Source organism: Exiguobacterium sp. s21 (genome assembly GCF_018617975.1).
Lineage (GTDB): Bacteria > Bacillota > Bacilli > Exiguobacteriales > Exiguobacteriaceae > Exiguobacterium > Exiguobacterium mexicanum_A.
The window spans coordinates 173,966-196,174 of the sequence record NZ_JACSLF010000005.1 but is presented as its reverse complement, the minus strand read 5'-3'; the positions used below and the strand labels follow the sequence as shown (position 1 = coordinate 196,174).

The 22,209-nt window shown below is 53.8% G+C and carries 18 protein-coding genes; 14 read left to right on the top strand and 4 right to left on the bottom strand.

Annotated features, from left to right (window positions below; all coding sequences use genetic code 11):
- Positions 1-2,142 carry a ComEC/Rec2 family competence protein gene (locus KNP06_RS08345; protein WP_214788475.1) on the top strand — a complete coding sequence of 714 codons (2,142 nt, stop codon included), beginning with the start codon at positions 1-3 and terminating at the stop codon, positions 2,140-2,142.
- Positions 2,143-2,191: 49 nt separating this feature from the next.
- Here the strand turns inward: KNP06_RS08345 and KNP06_RS08340 are convergent, their stop codons facing one another.
- Complete coding sequence (locus KNP06_RS08340) at positions 2,192-2,356, bottom strand: YqzM family protein (protein WP_016508105.1); 165 nt, start codon at positions 2,354-2,356, stop codon at positions 2,192-2,194.
- Between the two features lie 90 nt (positions 2,357-2,446).
- Here KNP06_RS08340 and holA point away from each other — a divergent pair, with 90 nt between their 5' ends.
- Positions 2,447-3,457 carry a DNA polymerase III subunit delta gene (gene holA, locus KNP06_RS08335; RefSeq protein WP_240731338.1) on the top strand — a complete coding sequence of 337 codons (1,011 nt, stop codon included), beginning with the start codon at positions 2,447-2,449 and terminating at the stop codon, positions 3,455-3,457.
- Between the two features lie 9 nt (positions 3,458-3,466).
- Positions 3,467-3,901, top strand: coding sequence for a GNAT family N-acetyltransferase (locus tag KNP06_RS08330; RefSeq protein ID WP_214788472.1), 435 nt, complete (start codon positions 3,467-3,469; stop codon positions 3,899-3,901).
- 30 nt (positions 3,902-3,931) lie between these two features.
- On the opposite strand, the gene rpsT is transcribed toward KNP06_RS08330, so the two are convergent.
- Positions 3,932-4,192 carry a 30S ribosomal protein S20 gene (gene rpsT / locus KNP06_RS08325; protein ID WP_034778152.1) on the bottom strand — a complete coding sequence of 87 codons (261 nt, stop codon included), beginning with the start codon at positions 4,190-4,192 and terminating at the stop codon, positions 3,932-3,934.
- 219 nt (positions 4,193-4,411) lie between these two features.
- Between rpsT and lepA the strand changes: the two genes are divergently transcribed.
- The 5 genes from lepA (at position 4,412) to hemW (ending at position 10,990) form a co-directional block, all read left to right on the top strand.
- Positions 4,412-6,235, top strand: coding sequence for a translation elongation factor 4 (gene lepA / locus KNP06_RS08320; RefSeq protein WP_214763241.1), 1,824 nt, complete (start codon positions 4,412-4,414; stop codon positions 6,233-6,235).
- Between the two features lie 108 nt (positions 6,236-6,343).
- On the top strand, positions 6,344-7,417 hold the full coding sequence (gene serC / locus KNP06_RS08315; RefSeq protein ID WP_214788469.1) for a 3-phosphoserine/phosphohydroxythreonine transaminase: 1,074 nt from the start codon (positions 6,344-6,346) through the stop codon (positions 7,415-7,417).
- Positions 7,395-8,558, top strand: a complete 1,164-nt coding sequence (locus tag KNP06_RS08310) for a 3-phosphoglycerate dehydrogenase family protein (RefSeq protein ID WP_214712722.1) — start codon at positions 7,395-7,397, stop codon at positions 8,556-8,558. Before serC ends, KNP06_RS08310 begins: the two co-directional genes overlap by 23 nt.
- 12 nt (positions 8,559-8,570) lie before the next feature.
- The gene (locus KNP06_RS08305) at positions 8,571-9,755 is read left to right on the top strand and encodes a DUF1015 domain-containing protein (RefSeq protein ID WP_214788466.1); all 1,185 of its coding nucleotides are present in this window, start codon (positions 8,571-8,573) and stop codon (positions 9,753-9,755) included.
- A gap of 65 nt (positions 9,756-9,820) precedes the next feature.
- Positions 9,821-10,990, top strand: coding sequence for a radical SAM family heme chaperone HemW (gene hemW, locus KNP06_RS08300; protein ID WP_214788463.1), 1,170 nt, complete (start codon positions 9,821-9,823; stop codon positions 10,988-10,990).
- A 41-nt stretch (positions 10,991-11,031) separates the two neighbouring features.
- Here hemW and KNP06_RS08295 read toward each other — a convergent pair whose 3' ends face one another.
- Positions 11,032-11,637 carry a DUF1054 domain-containing protein gene (locus tag KNP06_RS08295; RefSeq protein ID WP_034778142.1) on the bottom strand — a complete coding sequence of 202 codons (606 nt, stop codon included), beginning with the start codon at positions 11,635-11,637 and terminating at the stop codon, positions 11,032-11,034.
- 191 nt (positions 11,638-11,828) lie between these two features.
- Here KNP06_RS08295 and hrcA point away from each other — a divergent pair, with 191 nt between their 5' ends.
- From hrcA to KNP06_RS08265, 6 genes are all read left to right on the top strand, one after another.
- Positions 11,829-12,851 carry a heat-inducible transcriptional repressor HrcA gene (gene hrcA / locus KNP06_RS08290; RefSeq protein WP_034778141.1) on the top strand — a complete coding sequence of 341 codons (1,023 nt, stop codon included), beginning with the start codon at positions 11,829-11,831 and terminating at the stop codon, positions 12,849-12,851.
- Between the two features lie 17 nt (positions 12,852-12,868).
- The gene (grpE, locus tag KNP06_RS08285) at positions 12,869-13,441 is read left to right on the top strand and encodes a nucleotide exchange factor GrpE (protein ID WP_214788460.1); all 573 of its coding nucleotides are present in this window, start codon (positions 12,869-12,871) and stop codon (positions 13,439-13,441) included.
- Positions 13,442-13,470: 29 nt separating this feature from the next.
- Positions 13,471-15,294 (top strand): molecular chaperone DnaK, encoded by a 1,824-nt coding sequence (gene dnaK / locus KNP06_RS08280; protein WP_214788457.1) that lies wholly within the window; start codon positions 13,471-13,473, stop codon positions 15,292-15,294.
- 109 nt (positions 15,295-15,403) lie between these two features.
- Positions 15,404-16,510, top strand: coding sequence for a molecular chaperone DnaJ (gene dnaJ, locus KNP06_RS08275; protein WP_034778138.1), 1,107 nt, complete (start codon positions 15,404-15,406; stop codon positions 16,508-16,510).
- A 17-nt stretch (positions 16,511-16,527) separates the two neighbouring features.
- Positions 16,528-17,466 (top strand): 50S ribosomal protein L11 methyltransferase, encoded by a 939-nt coding sequence (prmA, locus tag KNP06_RS08270; protein ID WP_034778137.1) that lies wholly within the window; start codon positions 16,528-16,530, stop codon positions 17,464-17,466.
- A gap of 3 nt (positions 17,467-17,469) precedes the next feature.
- Positions 17,470-18,216, top strand: a complete 747-nt coding sequence (locus KNP06_RS08265; RefSeq protein ID WP_138859218.1) for a 16S rRNA (uracil(1498)-N(3))-methyltransferase — start codon at positions 17,470-17,472, stop codon at positions 18,214-18,216.
- A gap of 87 nt (positions 18,217-18,303) precedes the next feature.
- Here the strand turns inward: KNP06_RS08265 and KNP06_RS08260 are convergent, their stop codons facing one another.
- A complete protein-coding gene (locus tag KNP06_RS08260) occupies positions 18,304-21,969 on the bottom strand; it encodes a S8 family serine peptidase (protein WP_214788454.1) in 3,666 nt (1,221 codons plus the stop codon).
- Positions 21,970-22,209: the final 240 nt, after the last annotated feature.

Genomic DNA, 22,209 nt, shown 5'->3' with positions numbered 1-22,209 from the left:
ATGCCGCTGTATCCACTATTGCCGATCAGCCTATTCATTGCCGGGATGTACGGGTCGGTCGCCCTCTGCCTCCTGTTGACTGTCGCCATCGCGTTCACCTGTCGCGGTCAATCCGTCTATGCGCATATCGGCGCCGTCCTGCTCGTTCTGTTCGTGTTCGTACGTCCTGACGCCGAACCGTTGCCGGAGGAGGGGCCCTATCTGTTCGCCATCGAGAGCCGGCGGGACAACGGACTATCAGCGCGGCTGTATGGACAAATCGACGGGACGGAAGGTGTGTTGACCGGTCGTGACCTCGCACTCGGTCGTCCCGGAGAGACGTGCCTCGTCACGTTCACGCACATCCCGTTCGCACCGCTGCGTAATACGGGCGGATTCAATGAGTCGGCGTGGGCGCTCGGAGCCGGTCTGACGTTCAAAGGGAGTGACGTCGCCATCGAGGCGTGTCGTCCGAGTGACGGGATAGCTGGGCGGATGCTCCGCTGGAAAGAACGGCAGCTCGCGAGAATCGAGGCAACGTATCGACCAGATGTGGCGCTATACATGGAGGCGTTATTGTTTGGGGAGAGCCGATTGCTCGATGAGGACACCTCGTTCTCTTACCGGGTCACGGGTCTGCTTCATCTGCTCGTCATCTCCGGGTCACATATCGCGCTCCTCGTTTTGGCGTTCCGTTGGCTGATGCGCGGTTTGCCGTTTCGTCAGGAGACGAAGACGCAACTCATCATCGCCGCTGTCACGCTGTTCGGCTGGCTGACCGGGTTTTCGCCACCGGTCGCACGGGCCGTTCTCGTCGCCGATCTGTTGCTCGGGTTGTCGCTGTTCGGCTACCGTGTCCGTGACCCGATTCGGTTACTGAGTTGGTGTGCCGCGATGCTACTCGCCGTGCAACCTTATCTGTTCTGGAATCTAGGGTTTCAATTGACGGTCGCGATGACGCTATTTTTGCTCGTGACCCGGTCGATTTGGAAGGGGCCGTTCGGATTGGCCATCTATGCGCAATGGTTCGGTCTCATCTTCCTATGGCCCGTGCAACCAATTCTATCGATGTTGGCACCGGTATATAACGTGCTCGTCGGGCTGTTGATCTCTTGGTTCATCATCCCGATCACACTGCTCTCGTACCTCGTACCGACGGCGGAACCACTCCTCTATCCGGTCCTCGACGGGTTGAACGGGACGTTCCAACTGCACCATGACTGGCAGCCGTGGCTCCCGTTGCACGAGTTCACGTTTTGGCACGCTGTAACGCTCGCTGCCGTGCTGTGGGGTGGGTTGATCTTACTCGAATGGAAGCGCTGGACGGGCTGGGCGCTGGCCATCAGTTCCCTTTTCTTCCTTCACGTCTCGTTGGAATGGACCGAACAGCCACGCGTCACGTTTCTAGATGTCGGGCAGGGCGATGCCATCGTCGTCGAGTATGGCGATGTGACCGGGGTCATCGATGTCGGCGGAGTGTTTCAAGACCCGAAGGAATCGAAACGGTCCACGTATGATCCGGGAGCGGATGTCGTCGCCCCGTACATATGGAAGCGAGGGGAGACGCGTCTCGATTTCTTGCTGCTTACCCATGCCGATCATGATCACGTCGGCGGACTGTCCGGTTTGCTCTCGTCCATCGAAGTCGATGAGGTGTGGCTCTCGGCGGAAGTAGCGGATCAAGGCAAACGAGACGAGTTACTGGCCGAGCTGGCGGCTTATCAAGTCCCGGTCCGGCTCCTGTCGAGCGGGGACAGGCCGTACCCGTGGATGTGGGTCGTCGCCCCGGACGAGTCAGGAGAGGATGAGAATGCGAACTCGGTGTCACTGTTCATGAAAGTCGGGGACCTCACTTATTTATTGACCGGAGACTTACCGGACACACGGGAAGGGATGATCCCGACCGTCGACGTCGATGTATTCAAGCTCGGACATCACGGGGCGGACTCATCCTCGAGTCGTGAGTTGATTGAGCGGGTCGATCCGGAATGGATTGTCGTCAGCGTCGGGGCGAACAATCGCTACGGTCACCCCCACCCCGACACGTTAGAGCGAATCGAAGGAAGACGGTTATTGCGGACGGACGAGGACGGGATGGTCGTCTGTGAACGAAATCGCTGTCGCGGGATCGTAACGAGGGGGGTCACTCCAAGAAATCTATGATAAACTAAAAAAGCGATTGCTCCCCCGGGGCAATCGCTTTCTGACTGACTTATAAGCTCAAGAACTTGATGAGGACACCGATCGCGAAGATGGTGAAGAAAAAGCCGAACGGGACGATGAAGCCGATTGCTGAATCGATGGCATCGTTACGTTTGCACTGCACGTCGTTCTCGAACGGGTTTTCGCTTTGTGGGCGAACAGAGTTAATATGCATAGTGAGTCCCTCCTTGAAATGGTTCCGTCCTAAGTATAGCGAATCAGTGAAGGATAATCTATGTTTAGATAAGAATAAATTGTGAAAGTGGTGTGTGTTTTGAATGAACCGTGGCTGCATAACGGAAAGTTGTCGAACGTGTATGTCCTATTTGGGACAGAGAAATATTTACTAGAGACGTGGGAACGGTCGATCATCAAAGCCGCCAACCCGTCTGGTGATCAATTTGATGTCATGCAGCTCGACTTGCACGAGACGTCACTCGATACGGCGCTTGATGAAGCGGAGACGGTACCTTTTTTCAGTGAGTATCGGACCGTCATCGTCAAACATGCCCAGTTTTTGACGGGGGCGAAAGAAAAGCAGAAACAAAACGTCGAGCGCTTGACGGATTACGTCTTACAACCGGCGCCTTACTCTGTGCTCGTCTTTGTCATTGAAGCGGAAAAACTCGATGAACGAAAAAAAGTTGTCAAACGCCTGAAAGAACGGGCCATCGTCCTCGAAGCGAAAAAACCGAGCCAATCCGAATTAATGCGTTACGTCGGCGACGAATTGAATCGTCGTGGTCAAAAGATGGAGCGGGCGACCGTCGAGCGTCTGTTGTTCCTCTGTCAGGACGATTGGGGAAAACTCGTGCGCGAGCTTGAGAAATTACAACTCTATGCGAGTGAAGGCGCCGACATCCCGATGGAGATCGTCAACGACTTGGTCCCGCGGACGCTCGAGGATAACGTATTCCAGCTATCCGAGTTTTTAGTGGCCCGACGTGCGGATGCTGCGCTTCGGCTTGTACGGGACTTGGAGAAACAGGGGCAGGAATTGATCGGTCTGTTGTCGCTCCTCGCCCGGCAGTACCGGAATATGTATCTGGCCAAACAGTTGACCGAGAAAGGTTATGGCGAGAAGCAGATCGCCTCGAAAATCGGGGCGCATCCATATACGGTAAAACTCGCCTCACAAGCGAGCCGGAATTTCTCAGAGGCCCAGCTCGCCCGGGCGCTGACGATGATTGCCGATGCGGACGAGGCGATGAAGACGGGACGGGGCGACAAGCAAATCGTCTTTGACACACTCGTCTGCCAATTAACGTTACTGTGAGGTGAAGACATGGGATTACAGGAAGTGAGACTCGTGGACGTGATTCCGCTCCGGCATGAAGTGTTACGGCCGGGACAGGCAGTCGAGACATGTTATTTTGAAGGGGATGACGCCGAGACGACACGCCACTATGCCTGGGTCGAAGACGGTCGTGTCATGTCGATTGCGACCGTGATGGAAGTGGAGCGTGACTTCGACGGTCAGACGGTGCCGTATCAGCTCAGAGGGATGGCAACGGACCCGGCATTTGCTGGCCAAGGAATTGGCTCGTCCTTTTTACAGGCGTTGCATGAAGCGGTCAGTGATTCGTGGTGGTGCAACGCTCGAGCAATCGCCGTCCGGTTCTATGAACGGAATGGATTGGTGACGGTTGGTGACGCGTTCGACATTCCAGGGATTGGACCCCATTATGTGATGAAATACGAAAAAACAGCCGGCTCCTAATGGAGGCGGCTGTTTCGTTTTAGTCTCTAATTAGAGAGCTGCGATGCGAGCTGCGAGACGTGATTTGTCACGACCTGCTTTGTTTTGGTGGATTAGACCTTTTGCTGCAGCCTTGTCGATTTTCTTCGTAGCGAGGACGAAAGCTTCTTGAGCCGCTTCTTTGTTACCTTCTACAACGAGAGTATCAACACGTTTTACTGCTGTACGCATTGCTGCTTTCTCTTGCGAGTTCGCTACGCGACGCTTTTCAGAAGTTTTTGCACGTTTGATTGCTGATTTGATATTTGCCATGTTATTTCACCTCCTGAAACAAGAAAGTGTATGTTCTCATTACTTCAAGTAATCATTCAACAGAACAAGCACAATTGTAGCAAACGGTTATTCGAAAAGCAACCACTTGATGATTATTCTGAAAACTATATGTGGTATTGTTGTAGTAGGTCGTACACATTAACTTAGGATTTTGATATAATGACACGGTATGCATGAGAAGGATAGGTGAACCCATATATGAACAAACAAGAATTAGAGAATCGTCAAAAGAAGATTCGTAACTTTTCCATCATCGCCCACATCGACCATGGGAAGTCGACACTCGCTGACCGGATTCTCGAGAGAACTGGTGCGCTCACAGCGCGTGAAATGAAAGAACAGACGCTTGATGCGATGGATCTCGAACGGGAACGTGGGATCACAATCAAATTGAACGCCGTTAAATTGAACTATACCGCAAAAGACGGTGAAGAGTATATTCTTCACTTGATCGATACACCGGGACACGTCGACTTCACATATGAAGTGTCGCGCTCGCTCGCAGCCTGTGAAGGGGCGGTCCTTGTCGTCGATGCGGCGCAAGGGATTGAAGCTCAGACACTCGCGAACGTTTATCTCGCGCTTGATAACGACCTTGAAATCATCCCGGTCATCAACAAAATCGACTTGCCATCGGCTGACGTCGAACGCGTCCGTCAAGAGATCGAAGATGTAATCGGGCTCGACGCTAGTGACGCTGTGCCGGCTTCTGCCAAGGCGGGAATCGGGATTGAAGAGATTCTCGAGCAGGTCGTCGAACTCGTTCCACCACCGACCGGTGACCCGTCGGCACCGCTCCAAGCACTTATCTTCGACTCGTATTATGACGCCTATCGTGGCGTCGTTGCCTCGATCCGAATCGTCAACGGTTCGGTCAAAGTTGGGGACAAAGTCCAAATGATGTCGACCGGCAAATCGTTCGACGTGACGGATCTCGGCGTCTCGACACCGAAACCGGTCTCGGTGAAGGAACTGAACGTCGGCGATGTCGGTACGTTATCGGCGTCAATCAAGACGGTCGGCGACGTCCGCGTCGGTGATACGATCACGCTCGCTAAAAATCCATCGACGGAACAGCTCCCGGGCTACCGGAAAATGAACCCGATGGTGTACTGTGGTCTGTATCCAATCGATGCTGCCAAATATAACGATTTACGCGAAGCGCTCGAACGGCTTCAGTTATCGGACGCGGCGCTCGAATTCGAGCCGGAGACGTCACAAGCACTTGGTTTCGGATTCCGCAGCGGATTCCTAGGCATGCTTCACATGGAAATCATTCAAGAGCGAATCGAGCGTGAGTTCGGGATCGACTTGATCACGACAGCGCCATCGGTTATTTATCACGTCACAACGACGGCCGGCGACGTCATCCATGTCGATAACCCGTCGAAAATGCCGGAACAACAAAAAGTCGAGTCGATTGAAGAGCCTTACGTCAAAGCGGCCATCATGACACCGAATGACTATGTCGGTGCCATCATGGAACTTTGTCAGAAGAAGCGCGGCAGTTTCATCGACATGCAGTATATCGATACGACGCGTGTCAAAATCACGTATGACATCCCGCTCAGTGAAATCGTCTATGACTTCTTCGACCAGTTGAAGTCGAGCACGAAAGGATATGCGTCGCTTGATTACGACTTGATTGGTTATCGCCCGTCACGCCTCGTCAAGATGGATATCCTCCTCAACAACGAACTTGTCGATGCGCTCAGCTTCATCGTGCACCGTGATTTCGCCTACGAACGTGGGAAGGTCATCGTTGAGAAATTGAAGGCACTCATTCCGCGTATGCAGTTCGAAGTGCCTATTCAGGCAGCGGTCGGAACGAAGATCGTGGCCCGTTCGACAATCAAGGCGCTCCGTAAAAACGTCCTCGCCAAATGTTACGGCGGCGATATCTCACGGAAACGTAAATTGCTCGAGAAACAAAAAGAAGGTAAAAAGCGCATGAAGATGGTTGGTTCTGTCGAAGTGCCGCAAGAAGCGTTCATGTCCGTCTTGTCGATGGACGAAGAATAATCGTTCGCCCTTATCTACGGATGAGGGCGTTTTTTTCGCATTTGGCAGGATTCGGTGGGCCAGGTACGGAATAGTACCCACTTACAGATAAATAGAGGAGGAGTGGCGGTGCCGATATATAATTTTTCAGCAGGGCCGGGCGTATTGCCAGAACCTGTCTTACGAGAAGTGCAAGCCGAGTTTCTTTCCTATAAACATGGGGTGTCCATCGTCGAGATGAGTCACCGCTCCGACACGTTCGCGACGATCGTCGAGCAGCTCGAGACGAGACTGCGGCGATTGATGCAGATTCCAGACGATTACGCCGTCCTGTTCCTTCAAGGTGGGGCGACGCTTCAATTTTCAATGGTGCCGATGAACCTGCGGGAATCGGGTCGCTTCGCCTATCTCGACAGTGGGACATGGTCGAAGAAAGCGATCAATGACGCAAAACACTTCGGTGACGTCATCGTCGTCGGTAGTTCAGCGTCATCCAACTACGACGCAATCCCGGAGTGGCCGGAGCATATTCAGGATGTGGATTATCTTCACGTGACGTTGAACAATACGATCGAAGGGACGCGCTATACGACGTTGCCGGATACGAACGTCCCGCTCGTCGCCGACATCTCGTCGAACATTTTAGCGGAAGCGATCGATGTACAGCGCTATGGTCTCTTGTACGCAGGTGCCCAAAAAAATATCGGTCCGGCCGGATTGACGATTGTCATCATCCGTCGTGACTTGGTCACCGAGCGCGATTTGCCGTCGTATCTGGCTTACAGCAAGCATGTCGACACGCTACTCAACACCCCGTCGACGTTCAGTTTATATGTCGCTGAGCGGGTTCTCGCTTGGGTCGAGACCGAAGGGGGCATCGACGAGATGGAACGCCGTAACGAAAAGAAGAGCAAGCTGTTATATGACGCCTTGGATACGTCACCGGTATTTCACGCGCTCGTCTCCGGCAAGGATCGGTCGCTGACGAATATCCCGTTCACGAGCGGAAATGACGCGACGGATGAAGCGTTCCGGCAGTTTGCGGAGATGCGCGGGTTGATCGAGCTCGGGGGTCATCGGTCGGTCGGGGGTCTTCGAGCGAGCCTTTATAATGCGATGCCACTTGAAGGTGTGACGCGTCTCATTGACGTGATGCACGAGTTTGAACAGGAGGGACAAGATGTTTCATATAAAAACGTATAACCAAATCGCCCAAGACGGGCTAAGACGCTTCGAACCGAGCGAGTACGCCGTCAATGATGCGGAGCAAGCCGACGCCTGGGTCATTCGGAGTCATGACGTCCATCAGGCGGACATCCCGCCCTATTTGCTGGCCATCGCCCGGGCCGGTGCCGGTGTGAACAACATTCCGCTCGAACGGTTGGCTCGTCAAGGGGTCGTCGTGTTCCATACACCGGGCGCGAATGCGAACGCCGTCAAGGAACTCGTGCTCGCCAGCATGCTGTTGTCGGTCCGACCGATTTTAGAAGGGACGAACTGGGTCAACGGTCATACGTTTTCCGATCAGGCGTCGCTCGAGCAGGCGATGGAAGACGAGAAGCGGCGCTTTGTCGGGTCTGAGCTAAGAGGCAAGCGAGTCGGGATCATCGGTCTCGGTGCGATCGGTGCGTCGCTCGCCAACGACTTGCTCCACCTCGGCATCGACGTCGTCGGCTACGACCCGCATTTATCGGTCGACGCGGCGTGGAACATCTCGCAACAAGTGAAGCGGGCGAAGCAGTTGAGCGAATTGCTCGCCGATGTCGATATCCTGTCGATTCATATGCCGCTCACCGATGACACGCGTCACATGATCGACGCGACGTGGTTCAAACAGATGAAACCGGGCGCCACCATCTTGAATTTCGCCCGCGGTGAGCTCGTGAACGATTCCGATTTGCTCGAGGCGCTCGATGAGAACGTGGCGACGTACATCACTGACTTCCCGAAACAGGCGCTGCTCGGTCATCCACAAGTCGTCGCCTTCCCGCATCTCGGGGCGTCGACGCACGAGTCTGAGGTGAACTGTGCGATTCAAGCCGTCGATACGCTCAAACTGTACTTAGAGACCGGTAACATTCGTAACTCGGCCAACTTCCCGAACGCGGAACTTCCGTATGTCGGGAAGCGGCGTTTGGCGGTACTTCATTTGAACGTCCCGAACATGGTCGGTCAAATCGCGAGCCGGCTCGCCGAAAACGGCATCAACATCGATAACATGGTCAACCGGAGCCGCAACGATGTGGCCTATACGTTGATTGACATCGACAACCATAAACATGAGACGTTATCCGTGCATGCCCTATATGACATCGAGGGTGTCATGCGCGTCCGCGAATTTTAAGGAGGAATGACCATGGTCGTATTTAAACCGTTTGCCCCGTATATGCCGAAACACCCTGAGGCGGTCGCTGCCGCCCCGTACGATATCGTCACAGTCGAACAGGCACGTGAAGACGTCGAACAGCGTCCCGATTCTTTTCTTTCGGTCGATAAACCAGAACTGTTCACGGCGGACATGCCGCTCGACGCCTGGGGACGCAGAGCCCGTCATGAGCTCGAACGGCTCTATGAATCAGAATTGACCGAGCGGACACATGGGTTTTACGTCTACCGGCTCACCGACCACGGACATGTGCAGACCGGACTCGTCGCCACGTTCTCGGTGACCGATTATGAGGCAGGAAGAATCAAAATCCACGAGCACACACGTGAGGTGAAAGAACGTGAACGGATCGAACACGTATCGGCGACGAAAGCGCACACCGGCCCGATTTTGATGAGTCACGTCCCGGACGAAGGATTGCGTCGCATCTTGGACGACGCGACGACAGGAGAGGCGTTGTTTGCCTTCACGGACAGTGAAGGTGTCATCCATGAAGGCTATGCCGTGCCATCCAAGCATCAAGCACGCGTCATCATGCTCGGGGCCAGCATTCCGGCCATCTATATCGCCGATGGGCATCACCGGGCCAAAGCCGCAGCTGTCGTCGCTCGTCATCCGATCCATGAAGCGGAATCAAAGCAAGAGCGGGACCACTTCCTCGGCGTCTTGTTCCCGAGCGATGAGCTGACGATTTTGCCGTATCATCGCATTTTGAACGATGTGGCGCCAGAAGAAGTCAGAGCGTTGCTTGACGGTTTAGCTTTCTCGTATGAGATTGAATCGGTGCCTGCCTTACACGTCCCGAACGAGCGGGGCACGTTCGGTTTGTCTTACCGGGGCGAGCATTTCATGCTCAAAAAACGGCAGACGACGACGGCGCTCGACGTCGCGACGTTGCAACGCGATGTGCTCGAGCCGTATTTCCATGTCAAAGACGTACGGACGGACAAACGAATCGATTTCATCGGCGGCAAAGATGCCCCGACGCGCCTCGCCGACTTGGCTGAACGTGATGACGTCGTCGTGTTGACGTGTCACGCCACGTCGATGGAAGAGCTGATGCGCGTCGCCGACGAGAGCGGTCAAATGCCGCCGAAATCGACGTGGTTCGAACCGAAATTAAAGAGCGGTCTGTTCATTCATCGGTTCGATTGAACGTGCAGAGTGGCGTTACGGCGTGAAAAGCGTTATAAATGGAAGAGAAGAAAGGGGTGGCCGCCATGGCTAAAGCCGTATATCTTCACATTCCATTTTGTGAACATATTTGTTATTACTGTGATTTCAACAAGGTGTTCTTGAAGAACCAACCGGTTGATGACTATTTAGATGCACTTGAACGGGAAATCAAACTCTCGCTCGAACAATACCCGACCGATACGATTGAGACGATCTTTATCGGCGGCGGGACACCGACCGCCCTCAATGAGGCGCAGATGAAACGACTCATGGACATGGTCGCGCGTCACTTGCTCCCGCTCGCGTCGCCGGACCTCGAATACTCTGTCGAGGCAAATCCGAACTTCGTGAGCGCCGAGAAGCTCGATACGATGAAACAAGGAGGGGTCAACCGCGTCAGTTTCGGCGTCCAGACGTTCGATGACGGTGGACTCGAACGAATCGGACGGACACACCGGGCCGATGACGTGTTCGCGACCGTGACGGAAGCGGCGAAGCGATTCGATAACATCTCGATCGACTTGATGTTCGGCTTGCCGGAACAGACGCTCGAACAGATCGAACGCGACCTCGATTTGGCGTTCAAGCTCCCAATCCAACACGTGTCTTCCTATTCGTTGATTCTCGAGCCGCACACCGTGTTCGCGATTCAAGAGCGGAAAGGGAAGTTGCGCCTCCCGGGCGAGGACATCGAAGTCGAGATGTACTTGAAAGTGATGGAGACGCTCGAACGTCGAGGCTTGAAACAGTATGAGATCTCGAACTATAGCCTCAAAGGACGGGAGAGCCGTCATAACCAAGTGTACTGGCGCAACGAAGAGTATTATGGCTTCGGGGCCGGGGCGCACAGTTATTTGAACGGGGAGCGTCGAGCGAACATCGCGCCGATTCCGCACTATATCAAGGCGGAAGGGCTGCCGGTTCGCAATACGACGATGCTCGAGACGGTCGAGAAGATGGAAGAGGAACTGTTCCTCGGACTCCGGATGCGTCAAGGCGTGTCGTTTGCGACGTTCGAGTCGAAGTATGGTGTGTCGATGCGTTCGGTATTCGGGCATGTCTTGTCGGAACTCGAGGCAAAACGGTTGATCGAGACGACGGACACACACGTCCGCTTGACCGAATCTGGGCTCCCGCTCGCCAACGAGGCGTTCGCTGCCTTCATCGGCGAGGCACGGATGAGCGACTCACCGGAACAGACATTGATGTCATAACAAACAAGGGCGAACCCGGATTGGGTTCGCCCTTGTTTTGGTTATAAGACAAGATCGCGGTAAATCGGCATGAGCCGGCTGAACGTATCCTCGACGAGCGCCAGGAACGCGGCTTCGTTTTGCAGAATCGACGCATCGGCCGGAAGTTGACGACCGATCAAGAAGTCCGCTTTCTTCACCGTCGCGAACCGTTCTGTGATCGCCTCGATCGATTCAGCTGACGACTCCTCGACTAAGAACGCGTCTTTTTTCATATGATCCCCGGCGATATGGAAGTCCGGGAACTCTGATTTGAAGTCGATCGTCATGAGTCGACGGCCGATCGCTTCTTTGTTCGGCATCTCATAGATGAACGCGAGCCAGATGAAGACCCGGTCGTCGAATAATCCGACTTGGAAATGGGGATGCTTCTTATAGCCGCGTTTGTCATGGCCGATCGCCATCCACGTGTCTTTCGGTGGATTGACCGTCCGACGGGCATGTTTGGCGACATGCAAGTAAAGTGGGACACCGACATCGGCCTCGAGTTGGGGACCGACCTCTTCATAGATACGATGGAACAGCGGTTGAATCTCAGAGCGGATGCCTGCCATGCGGGCATCGAGTCCGTCTTGCGTGAATACGTTAAATTGTTGTGTTGTAAACATCTAATCACCTCAATTCGTATCATACCGAAACTTGAAGAAACATGCATACCGGAAGGCTCTATGGGACTGGAAAAAATGATGCGAATGAATTGACAAATATGGAGAACATGATAATATTTGAAGTGTAATTAGCACTCAGTAAATATGAGTGCTAATAAAGCGAGGCCAATCCTTCAGAGAGGAGTGACGTTGTGCTGACAGAGAGACAATTGCTCATTTTACGAGCCATCATTGATGATTATATTCAAACGGCCCAACCAGTCGGTTCGCGGACGTTATCGAAGCGGGATGACTTGTCATTCAGTTCGGCGACGATTCGGAACGACATGGCTGATTTAGAAGATATGGGTCTGATTGAAAAGCCGCATACGTCGGCCGGACGCATCCCGTCCGAAGTCGGCTATCGGTATTATGTCGACCATCTCGTCGAGACGAAAATCATCGACGAGCGGGAGACGTATCGCCTTGGCGAACGGCTACGTGCCTCGGCCCAAGAGTCGGAAGTGCTCATCCGTCAAGCCGCCGACCTACTCTCTGACCTGACCAATTATACGACGGTGGCGCTCGGTCCGAACAGCCAGATGAATCGGCTGGCCCGAATCGATTTGATGCCGCTCGACGAAAGGCGTGGCGTCGTCTTGATCGTGACCGACCAAGGCCACGTCGAACATCGGACGGTCGTATTCGACTCTCCGATGGCGCCGGACCTGGTCGAACAGACGATCCGCTTCTTGAACGATCGTCTGAAAGGAACTCCACTCGGTCAGCTGAAGTTCCGGATCGGAGAAGAAGTGTCCAAGCTTCGACTCGCGCATCAGGAACAATTCGAGTTCATGATGCAACTCATTCAATCGACCGTCGGCGTCCAACATCCTGCTTCGCTCTACTTAGGCGGGAAGAAGAACATCTTCAACCAACCTGAGTTCCAGACGCTTGATACGTTGCGTCCGTTCCTTGAATGGATCGACGAGCAGGAGCGGTTGACCGACTGGCTCGAATCGTTGCCAAACCGCGAGATTTATGTGAGCATTGGAAGCGAGAATGGCATCGTCGCGCTTCAAAATTGTAGCGTCATCACGTCCGACTATACGCTCGACGGTCAGACGTTCGGGACGATCGCGATGATCGGACCGACCCGGATGGATTATCGACACGGGGTTCAGATGATGGGACAAATCATCGAGGCGCTCAGGCGAACGAAATTAGAAGAGTGATGGAAAGGAGCCTCATTATGACAACTGACAAACAGAATGGGCCAGAGCCAGAAGAAGTGCTCGAAGAAAAAGATTTTGATCCGAAACAGACGGAAGCAGTCGAAGCTGAAGAGGTTTCAAATGTTGAGTTTGTGGAAGAAACTTCTGAGGGGACGGATTTACAAAAAGAAATCGACGCGCTCAAGGCGAGCGAGCTCCGCATCCGTGCGGATTTTGACAACTTCCGACGCCGGACGAACGAAGAGAACGCGAAACGCGTCAAATTCGCATCGCAGACGGTCGTCGAGAAATTGATTCCGCTCATCGACAACTTTGAGCGTGCGCTCCAAGTTGAAGCGAATTCGGACGACGCCAAGCAGATTCAAGCCGGTGTCGACATGATTCACCGCCAGTTGCTCGACGTCTTGAACGGTGAGAACGTCGAAGCGATCGAAGCGGTCGGACAACCGTTTGACCCGAACTATCATCAAGCGGTCATGCAAGAGCCGAGCGATGAGTTCGAATCAGGGATCGTGACGATGGAGCTTCAAAAAGGATACACGATGCACGGGCGCGTCATTCGTCCGAGCATGGTAAAAGTCTCAGAATAACATTACTTAATTAGATGGAGGAATAGACAATGGGTAAAATTATCGGAATTGACTTAGGTACAACGAACTCATGTGTAGCAGTGATGGAAGGTGGCGAAGCAGTCGTCATCTCGAACGCGGAAGGGAACCGTACGACACCATCTGTCGTCGCCTTCAAAGGGGAAGAGCGTCAAGTCGGAGAAGTCGCGAAACGTCAAGCGATCACAAACCCGAACACGATCCAGTCGATCAAACGTCACATGGGTACGGCTCATACAGTAGAAGTCGATGGCAAGAAGTTCACGCCGCAAGAAATTTCGGCGATTATCTTACAAAAATTGAAAAAAGATGCAGAAGACTACCTCGGTGAGTCAGTAACAGAAGCGGTCATCACTGTTCCTGCCTACTTCAACGATGCCGAGCGTCAAGCGACGAAAGACGCAGGGAAAATCGCTGGACTTGATGTCAAGCGGATCATCAACGAGCCGACGGCAGCAGCACTCGCTTACGGACTCGACAAAGGTGAAGACCACACAATCTTGATTTATGACCTCGGTGGCGGTACGTTCGACGTGTCGATCCTCGAACTTGGCGATGGTGTCTTCGAAGTTGTGGCTACTGCAGGGGACAACCGTCTCGGTGGTGACGACTTTGACCAAAAAGTCATCGACTACCTCGTAGCTGAATTCAAAAAAGAGAATGGCATCGACCTCGCACAAGACAAGATGGCGCTCCAACGTCTAAAAGACGCAGCTGAAAAAGCGAAGAAAGACCTTTCAGGCGTGACAAGCGCACACATCAGCCTTCCGTTCATCACGGCCGGAGCTGCTGGTCCGCTTCACCTTGAAACGACGCTCACGCGTGCGAAATTCGATGAGTTGACAGCCGACCTCGTCGAGCGCACGATGGAACCGACACGCCGTGCCTTGAAAGACTCTGGGCTCACACCATCTGACCTCGACAAGATCATCCTCGTCGGTGGTTCGACACGTATCCCAGCGGTCCAAAAAGCAATTCATGATTTCACGAAGAAAGAGCCGTTCAAAGGTGTCAACCCGGATGAAGTTGTTGCTCTCGGTGCAGCCATCCAAGGTGGTGTCCTCGCTGGTGACGTCAAAGACGTCGTCCTTCTCGACGTGACTCCGCTCTCGCTCGGTATCGAGACGATGGGTGGCGTGATGACGAAGTTGATTGACCGTAACACGACGATCCCGACTTCGAAATCACAAGTCTTCTCGACGGCAGCTGACAACCAGCCGGCCGTAGACATCCACGTCCTCCAAGGGGAACGCCCGATGGCGCCGGATAACAAGACGCTCGGCCGCTTCCAATTGACGGACATCCCGCCGGCACCACGCGGTGTGCCGCAAATCGAAGTCAAATTCGACATCGATGCGAACGGAATCGTTCACGTATCGGCGAAAGACCTCGGTACGAACAAAGAGCAGTCGATCACGATCCAATCATCTTCAGGTATCGATGAGGCTGAAATCGAGCGCATGGTAAAAGAAGCGGAAGCGAACGCAGAAGCGGACAAACAGCGTAAAGAAGAAGCCGAACTCCGCAACGAAACGGACCAACTCGTCTTCGCGACAGACAAAGCGATCAAAGACCTTGGCGACAAAGTCGATGTGGCTGACAAAGAACGTGCTGAAGCGGCGAAAGAAAAAGCCAAGTCAGCACTCGAAGGCACAGACCTCGAAGCAATCCGTACGGCGAAAGACGAATTGTCAAACGTCGTTCAAGAATTGACGCAAAAAGTATATGCGAACATGGCTGAAGAGCAAGGTGCTGAAGGTGCCGAGACACAGACGGAAGCGAAAGACGACAACGTCGTCGACGCGGAGTTTGAAGACCTCGACGATCGTAAATAAGGCAACCGATAGATAGGAGAGCGCCAAAGCAGGTTTCTGCTTTGGCTCTTTCCATGTTAAGGTAGATTCGGTAGAATCTTAGTTTAGACAGTGTAGAGGAGAGAGTAACGTGGCGAAACGAGATTATTATGAAGTGCTTGGCCTGGATAAATCGGCCTCGGCACAAGACATCAAGCGGGCGTATCGTAAGCTCGCACGACAATATCACCCAGACATCAACCAAGAGCCGGATGCGGCCGATAAATTTAAAGAGCTCGGAGAAGCGTATGAAGTGCTGTCAGACGAGCAGAAACGGGCCCAGTATGACCGCTTCGGTTTTGAAGGGGCCAGCCAATTCGGTGGCGGTGGCGACTTCCAAGGTGGCTTCGGTGACATCTTTGACATGTTCTTCGGTGGCGGCGGACGTCGTCAAGATCCGAACGCTCCACGTCGCGGCGAAGATTATCAATACGTCGTCGATCTCGATTTCATGGAGAGCGTAACCGGTAAGACGGAAACAATCGACCTCGAGATCGAAGTGGAATGTGACACGTGCATGGGCAGCGGTGCCAAACCAGGGACGAAACCAGAGACGTGTGGCCGTTGTGGCGGTAGCGGCGTCGAGACGGTTGAACAGAACACGATTCTCGGGCGGATGGTCAACCAGCGGACGTGTAGCCAATGTCACGGCAGCGGGAAGACGATTAAAGAAAAATGTGAAACGTGCCATGGTTCTGGCCACGTCAAGAAACAGAAGCAAGTCGAAGTCAAGATTCCAGCCGGGATTGACAACGGCCAACAAATCCGTCTCTCCGGTAAAGGCGGCCCAGGTTATAACGGCGGACCAGCCGGTGACCTATATATCGTTGTCCGCGTCCGGGCCCACGAGATCTTTGAACGGGTCGACCAACACATCACGATGGAGATGCCGGTCACATACGCACAAGCAGCACTCGGTGCCGAGCTCGAAGTGCCAACCGTCCACGGCAAGGTGAGCCTGAAAGTACCAGCCGGAACGCAGACCGGGTCGAAATTCCGCTTGCGCGGCAAAGGGATGCCGAGCGTCCGCGGCGGCGGCAACGGCGACCAGTACGTCAATATTGTCGTCATGACGCCGACGAACATGACCGACCGTCAAAAAGAACTGCTTCGTGAGTTCGAAGAGATTAGCGGGGAAGCAGGCGTCGAAGAACAGCACGGCCTGTTCCAAAAAATGAAGAAGTTTTTTAGCCAGTAAAAGGAGCGTGTGAAACGATGAAATGGTCTGAAATTTGTGTCCACACGACACAGCAGGCAGTCGAAGCCGTATCGAACTTATTACATGAAGTGGGGGCACAAGGGGTCGTCATCGAGGACGTCGAGGACTACGACCAGATGATGGCCGAAGACCATTTCGGAGAGATTTGGGACGTTTCCGGACGCGAATCGTATCCGACGTCCGGCGTCTACGTGAAAGCGTACGTCCCGGCGTCGGGTGATTTCCAAGACACCCTCGCCGCGTTCAAAAAAGAAGTGGACGGGTTGCGTCATATGCTCGACATCGGCACCGGCGAAGTGACGGTCGTCGAGATGGACGAAGAGGACTGGGCCCATTCGTGGAAGCAATACTACAAGCCCGTCAAAATCTCGCAACATCTCACGATCGTCCCGCTCTGGGAAGATTATGAGCCGCAACCTGAAGAGAACGTCATCTTGCTTGACCCGGGCATGGCGTTTGGCACCGGGACACATCCGACGACGATGCTGTGTATTCAAGCAATCGAGAATTATATTGAGCCGGGTGACCGCTTAATCGATGTCGGAACCGGATCCGGTGTACTCGCCATCGCCGCGGCGAAGCTTGGCGCCGAACGTGTCGAGGCGCTTGATTTGGATGCGGTCGCCGTCGAATCGGCGCGTCAAAACGTCGAGACGAATGATGCCCAAGACGTCGTCGACGTGAAGACGGGAGATCTGCTGAAAGGGATGACGGGCGAGTACGATCTCGTCGTCGCCAACATTTTGGCCGACGTCATCATGCTCTTCATCGATGATGCTTATGCGCGCGTCAAATCAGGCGGTTACTTCATCACGTCTGGAATCATCGGTCAGAAGCGGGCCGAAGTGACAGCTGCGCTCGAAGCGGCCGGATTCACGATTGAAGAGACGCGTGTCATGGAAGATTGGGTCGCCATCATCGCGAAGAAAGGGTAAGCCATGCAACGATACTTTTTACAACGTGAAGCGTTTGGAAGCGATCTCGTCGAATTGCCGGCCGACGTCGTGCATCACATCGGCACAGTGCTTCGGGGAGGTCCTGGGTATCAACTCGTGCTCTTGGACGGGACCGGATTTGAATACGTGGCCGAAGTGGTGACGCTCGATAAGAAGTCCGGTACGGCACGCGTCGTCGAGAAGCGGGAAGCGACGACCGAACTGCCGGTTGACGTGACGCTCGCCTACGCGCTCCCGAAAGGGGATAAAGTCGAACTCGTTGCCCAAAAAGGGACCGAGCTCGGTATGCATCATCTGTTGGTGTTCGAGTCGAAGCGCTCGGTCGCCAAATGGGACGCCAAGAAGGTGCCGAAAAAGCTGGAACGGCTCCAAAAAATCATGCAGGAGGCGGCCGAACAGTCGTACCGCGCCGTCGTCCCGACATGTGCTTATCTCACCCCAAAAGAGCTAACGGCTCGTTTCAATGCATATGATGCGGTCGTTCTCGCGTACGAAGAGGTGGCCAAACACGGAGAGGGTTCCGCGTTTGCGACGGTGTTGACATCCGCTCGACCGGGCTCGAAGCTCCTGCTTCTCGTTGGTCCAGAAGGCGGCTTCGATGAAGCGGAAGTGGCCGGTTGGATCGAGGCGGGTGCCGTACCTTGTGCGTTCGGTCCGCGTATATTGCGTTCGGAAACGGCTCCGCTCTATGCGCTCTCAGCTATTTCCTACGCCCTTGAATTGAATTGATACACCACAAAAATGGCTCTCGCATATGCGAGAGCCATCTTTTGTGGAAAGATAAAGGGCTCGCATCCAAGAGGCGAACCCTTCCACTTATTTTTTGACGAGTGTGATCGTCTTCGTCGTCACGTTTCCGGCGAGGTCAGTCGCCTCGAACGTGAACGTGTTCTCACCTGATGTCACAGGTAACGCGATTCGCTCGGTTTTAGTGAACGAACGCATCTCATACGGAGCCTTCAGCGTCTGGCTGAATTTCAAGTCACCGTTGACGAGAAGCTTCACTTCATCAAAGTTGTCTTTCACGGTCACGTCGACGTTGACCGTCGATTGTTTTTTACCGATTTTCTTCGGCAGTTTCCCGATTTCGATGACGGCTGGTGTCGTGTCCACGAAAATCGCACGTTGGAAGTTGGTCACGTTGCCGGCCGCGTCTTCGGCGACGAAACGTAATTTATGGACGCCGTCCACGAAACTGCGGGTCGTGTTGAAGACGTGTTCTTTCTTCGCATCATCCCATGTGAGTGGCACGTCAACGCCGTCAACTTGGAACGATTGGATCGCAGATGCATCTTGAATCGTTCCAGATACCGGGATGTCCGATGTCGCGTATGGCGTCAATGCGAGCGGGGCGTTCACGAACACTCCCGGCTTATCGGCGTCTGTCGAGTAGGCGACCGTCTTCGTCGTGCTGTTGCCGGCGTGATCGACGACGCGAACGCTGACTTGATCAGCGTCACTGACGCCTGCGAACGTGTATGCCGCTTTGTCGTCAGCCTGTTTGGCGACGGATTTCCCGTTCAAGAAATATTCGACCGAATGGATGCCTGAGAACTCATCTTTCGCTTGGACCGCCAAGCTGTCCCCTTGCCATTTCGTCGTGAACGTCGGGTCCGTGTAATCGACTTTGACCGGGAAGCGAAGCGTCTGGGCTTGTTTCTTCATGTAGTCGATGCTTCCTTCGATTTCGTAGAAGTACTTGCCGGCAGGGGCTGGCTTGCCGTTCAACTGACCATCCCACGTGTAAGCGGCCGAGTAGTAGTAAGGCGTGTTGGCACCACCGTCAAAGTAGTTCTTACGAAGTTCTTCGTCTTGGAACAGCGTCCGGACGACGTTCCCTGACTCGTCGACGATGCGGTACTTGACATCCTTGGCGTTACGGAGCAACGAGAACACCGGTACAGCGACATCCTTTGAGCCATCTTTGTCTGGGGAGAAGGCGATTGCGTCGGCATCGACAGACTTGTCGAGGTTCGATCCGAGATAGTTTCCTGTCTGGTCGACCATGCCTGATACTTCATAGAACGAGCCGTCTTCATAGATGGAGGCATCGAAGATCGGTGCCTTGCCCCAGTCTCCTTCGAAACCGACGAACGGTACGACGAGTGACGGGTTGCCCTCAGGACCGTTGACGTCCGTCAAGCGGACGAATCCATCGACGAAGTAACCGTTCTCGAAGACGTCTTTCGCCGGTACGAGGCCGTCGAGCGTTTTCGGATTGAGCACTTTCGCTTTCGAGACGTCGAGCGCGATTTTCAATTCAACTTTTTGATTTGGTTTCACTTTGACCGTGCGAACTTTTTTGCCATTCACCGTTACTTTTGCATTCTCGAGTGCTTGTGCTTCCATCGCGTTCTGAACGAGTCCTGCCGTCTGCTCGATGGCGAGGTCGGTCTGGAGTGACGAAGACACGTTATACGACACGGCCTTATCCGACAAGTTCTCGACGACGAGTGTGAACGTGGCTTTGCTGCGGTTCAATTCCTTGAGCGCGACTTTTGCTTCTTTCGTTTTCTTTTCGTACGCGATCGCTGGTGTCGAAACGGCAGCATGCAATTGCATGAGACCAGCTCCACCACGACGCGGCGTGTAAGGGAGGTTTTGTTGCAACTGTTTGTTGAGCGGTCCGATATCCGTGACAGCTTTTGACGTGTTGATAAGCAAGTTCTTCGCCATCGTGACACGTGCCGTGCCTGTCAAGTTGAAGTCGCGGTCAACGCGTTCGAGGACGAGGGCGGCTCCACCGGCAACGTGTGGTGCAGCCATCGATGTACCGCTCATCAAGCCGTACTGGTTATCGTTCAACGTCGAGAAGATCTGTCCGCCTGGTGCCGAGATCTCTGGTTTGAAGTCAAGGTTTGGCGTCATGCCCCATGATGTGAAGTTCGAGAGCTGACCGGCCGCACCGTTGACGACGCTGAGTCGATCGCCGGCAAAGCCGATTGTCATCTGCTCGCCCGCAAGGAGACGTTGTTGCAAGGCGTTTCCGTCCTTGATGCTGAGCGAGGCCATCGGGACTTGCGGGTTTGACAAGGCCATGCTCACGTAGTCGCCGTGACCGACAGCACCGCGGACGATGACACCGGCCGCGCCGTTCGCTTCGGCCGTCTGCTGAATGTTCGAATAGAAGTAACTGCCGTCACGGACGGCGAGGACGATTTTCCCTTTGACATCTTTTCCGACGTACTGGCTCGGTTGCCCGTCGCCGACGTAAACGAGGTCGTAATTGCCTTGCGTGAAGGCGGGACCGTCTTGTTTTTTCCAACCGATTTTATCGGTGTTGTCGCCTGACTTGATGGAGAACGCGTCCAATTGGATTTGATCGTTCTCAAGCGATGCGACCGATGTTGATGCCGAGCTGACACTCGGGGCACCGACGACGCCCGTGTCCGGGTTGTTGGCGTATGGAAGGTCATAACCGTTCCCGAAGTAGGCCGAGTTCCCTGCTGAAATGGACATGAAGACACCGTTGTCGACGGCACGTTGGACGGCTTGTTGTTCTGGTGAGTCGGCGTCGACGAATCCGGCCGTTGATCCGAGACTCATGTTGATGACGTCCGCCCCAAGTTTGATGGCGTCATCGATGGCTTTAATGTAAATATCGCCGTATGTCGAAGCATAGTTCGGGTCGTTACTGAATACTTTGAGCCCGAGCACTTGTGCCTCAGGAGCGACACCTTTCAATCCACCCGCGGCTTCATCACCGTTAGCGGCGACGGTACCGGAGACGTGCATGCCGTGCATCGAGGCGCCAGGCGAATCGTCACGGATGTCATCGTTCTCATCATAATAGTTATAGGCATAAGGGACTTTCTCGTTTATGTAGGCTCCTGGCATGCCGAACGTGCTGACGGCCGTCTCGACTTCGGTTTGCGATAACTCAGCCTTCGAATCATCCGTAAGACGGAAGTCGCGATGGTCGGCGTCGACGCCTGTATCGATGACGGCGACGATCGTGCCTTCGCCCGTGAAGCCATAGTCGCCCCACGTCTGTTGCGATTGGACCATGCCGTTGCTCGTGACCATGTCCGGTTTGACTTCTGGACGTTCGTACTCGTTGACGACGTGGACGCTTGCGACTTCAGGCAACGCCTCGACTTTTTTGACATCTGTCGCTGTGAGCATCGTACTGAACCCGTTGAAGACGGTCGTGAACTCTTCGAGCGTCACGGCCTTGACGCCTTTTTTCGAGATGGCAGCTTTCGCTTTCTTTTGTTCGGCTTTGACGAGCTTTTGAGCGCCGTCTTTCTCCGTTTTCGTCAACTCGTTAAACTTTTTACCCTTTTTCTTTGCTTGTTCGATTGCTGGGGCACCGACAAGTTCGACGACGACGCGCAATTTCTCATGTTTGTCGGTCGAGCTCACGCTTTGTTTGACGGATGGTTTGGCTAGGACAGGTTCTGCGCCGAGGCCGAGTAGGCCAGGGGTCAACGCGAGGCAAGTCGCGAGGGAGACGTTCAAATAAAATTTCGGTTGTGGCAATTTAGTATCCTCCAATCGTTTTTTGAAAAAATAAATCCATTTGTGGAAAATGATAGCGGATTTCAAACCAAAATTCTTCCTATTTTTTAAACGATAGGGTAATGAATTTGAACAAATTAAAAGATTCTGACAATTACTTTGGACCTATCCACATTAAAATGTGGATAGGTCTTTTCTCATTTCATGACTCTTTCATCGGATTAACAATAAATAATTCATCTCTCTCAAACAATATGGGCA

Coding starts and splice junctions, on each gene's coding strand:
- KNP06_RS08345 (WP_214788475.1), top strand. CDS start 1: ATGCCGCTGTATCCACTATTGCCGATCAGCCTATTCATTGCCGGGATG.
- KNP06_RS08340 (WP_016508105.1), bottom strand. CDS start 2,356: ATGCATATTAACTCTGTTCGCCCACAAAGCGAAAACCCGTTCGAGAAC.
- KNP06_RS08330 (WP_214788472.1), top strand. CDS start 3,467: ATGGGATTACAGGAAGTGAGACTCGTGGACGTGATTCCGCTCCGGCAT.
- rpsT (WP_034778152.1), bottom strand. CDS start 4,192: ATGGCAAATATCAAATCAGCAATCAAACGTGCAAAAACTTCTGAAAAG.
- lepA (WP_214763241.1), top strand. CDS start 4,412: ATGAACAAACAAGAATTAGAGAATCGTCAAAAGAAGATTCGTAACTTT.
- KNP06_RS08310 (WP_214712722.1), top strand. CDS start 7,395: ATGTTTCATATAAAAACGTATAACCAAATCGCCCAAGACGGGCTAAGA.
- KNP06_RS08305 (WP_214788466.1), top strand. CDS start 8,571: ATGGTCGTATTTAAACCGTTTGCCCCGTATATGCCGAAACACCCTGAG.
- hemW (WP_214788463.1), top strand. CDS start 9,821: ATGGCTAAAGCCGTATATCTTCACATTCCATTTTGTGAACATATTTGT.
- KNP06_RS08295 (WP_034778142.1), bottom strand. CDS start 11,637: ATGTTTACAACACAACAATTTAACGTATTCACGCAAGACGGACTCGAT.
- grpE (WP_214788460.1), top strand. CDS start 12,869: ATGACAACTGACAAACAGAATGGGCCAGAGCCAGAAGAAGTGCTCGAA.
- dnaK (WP_214788457.1), top strand. CDS start 13,471: ATGGGTAAAATTATCGGAATTGACTTAGGTACAACGAACTCATGTGTA.
- prmA (WP_034778137.1), top strand. CDS start 16,528: ATGAAATGGTCTGAAATTTGTGTCCACACGACACAGCAGGCAGTCGAA.
- KNP06_RS08265 (WP_138859218.1), top strand. CDS start 17,470: ATGCAACGATACTTTTTACAACGTGAAGCGTTTGGAAGCGATCTCGTC.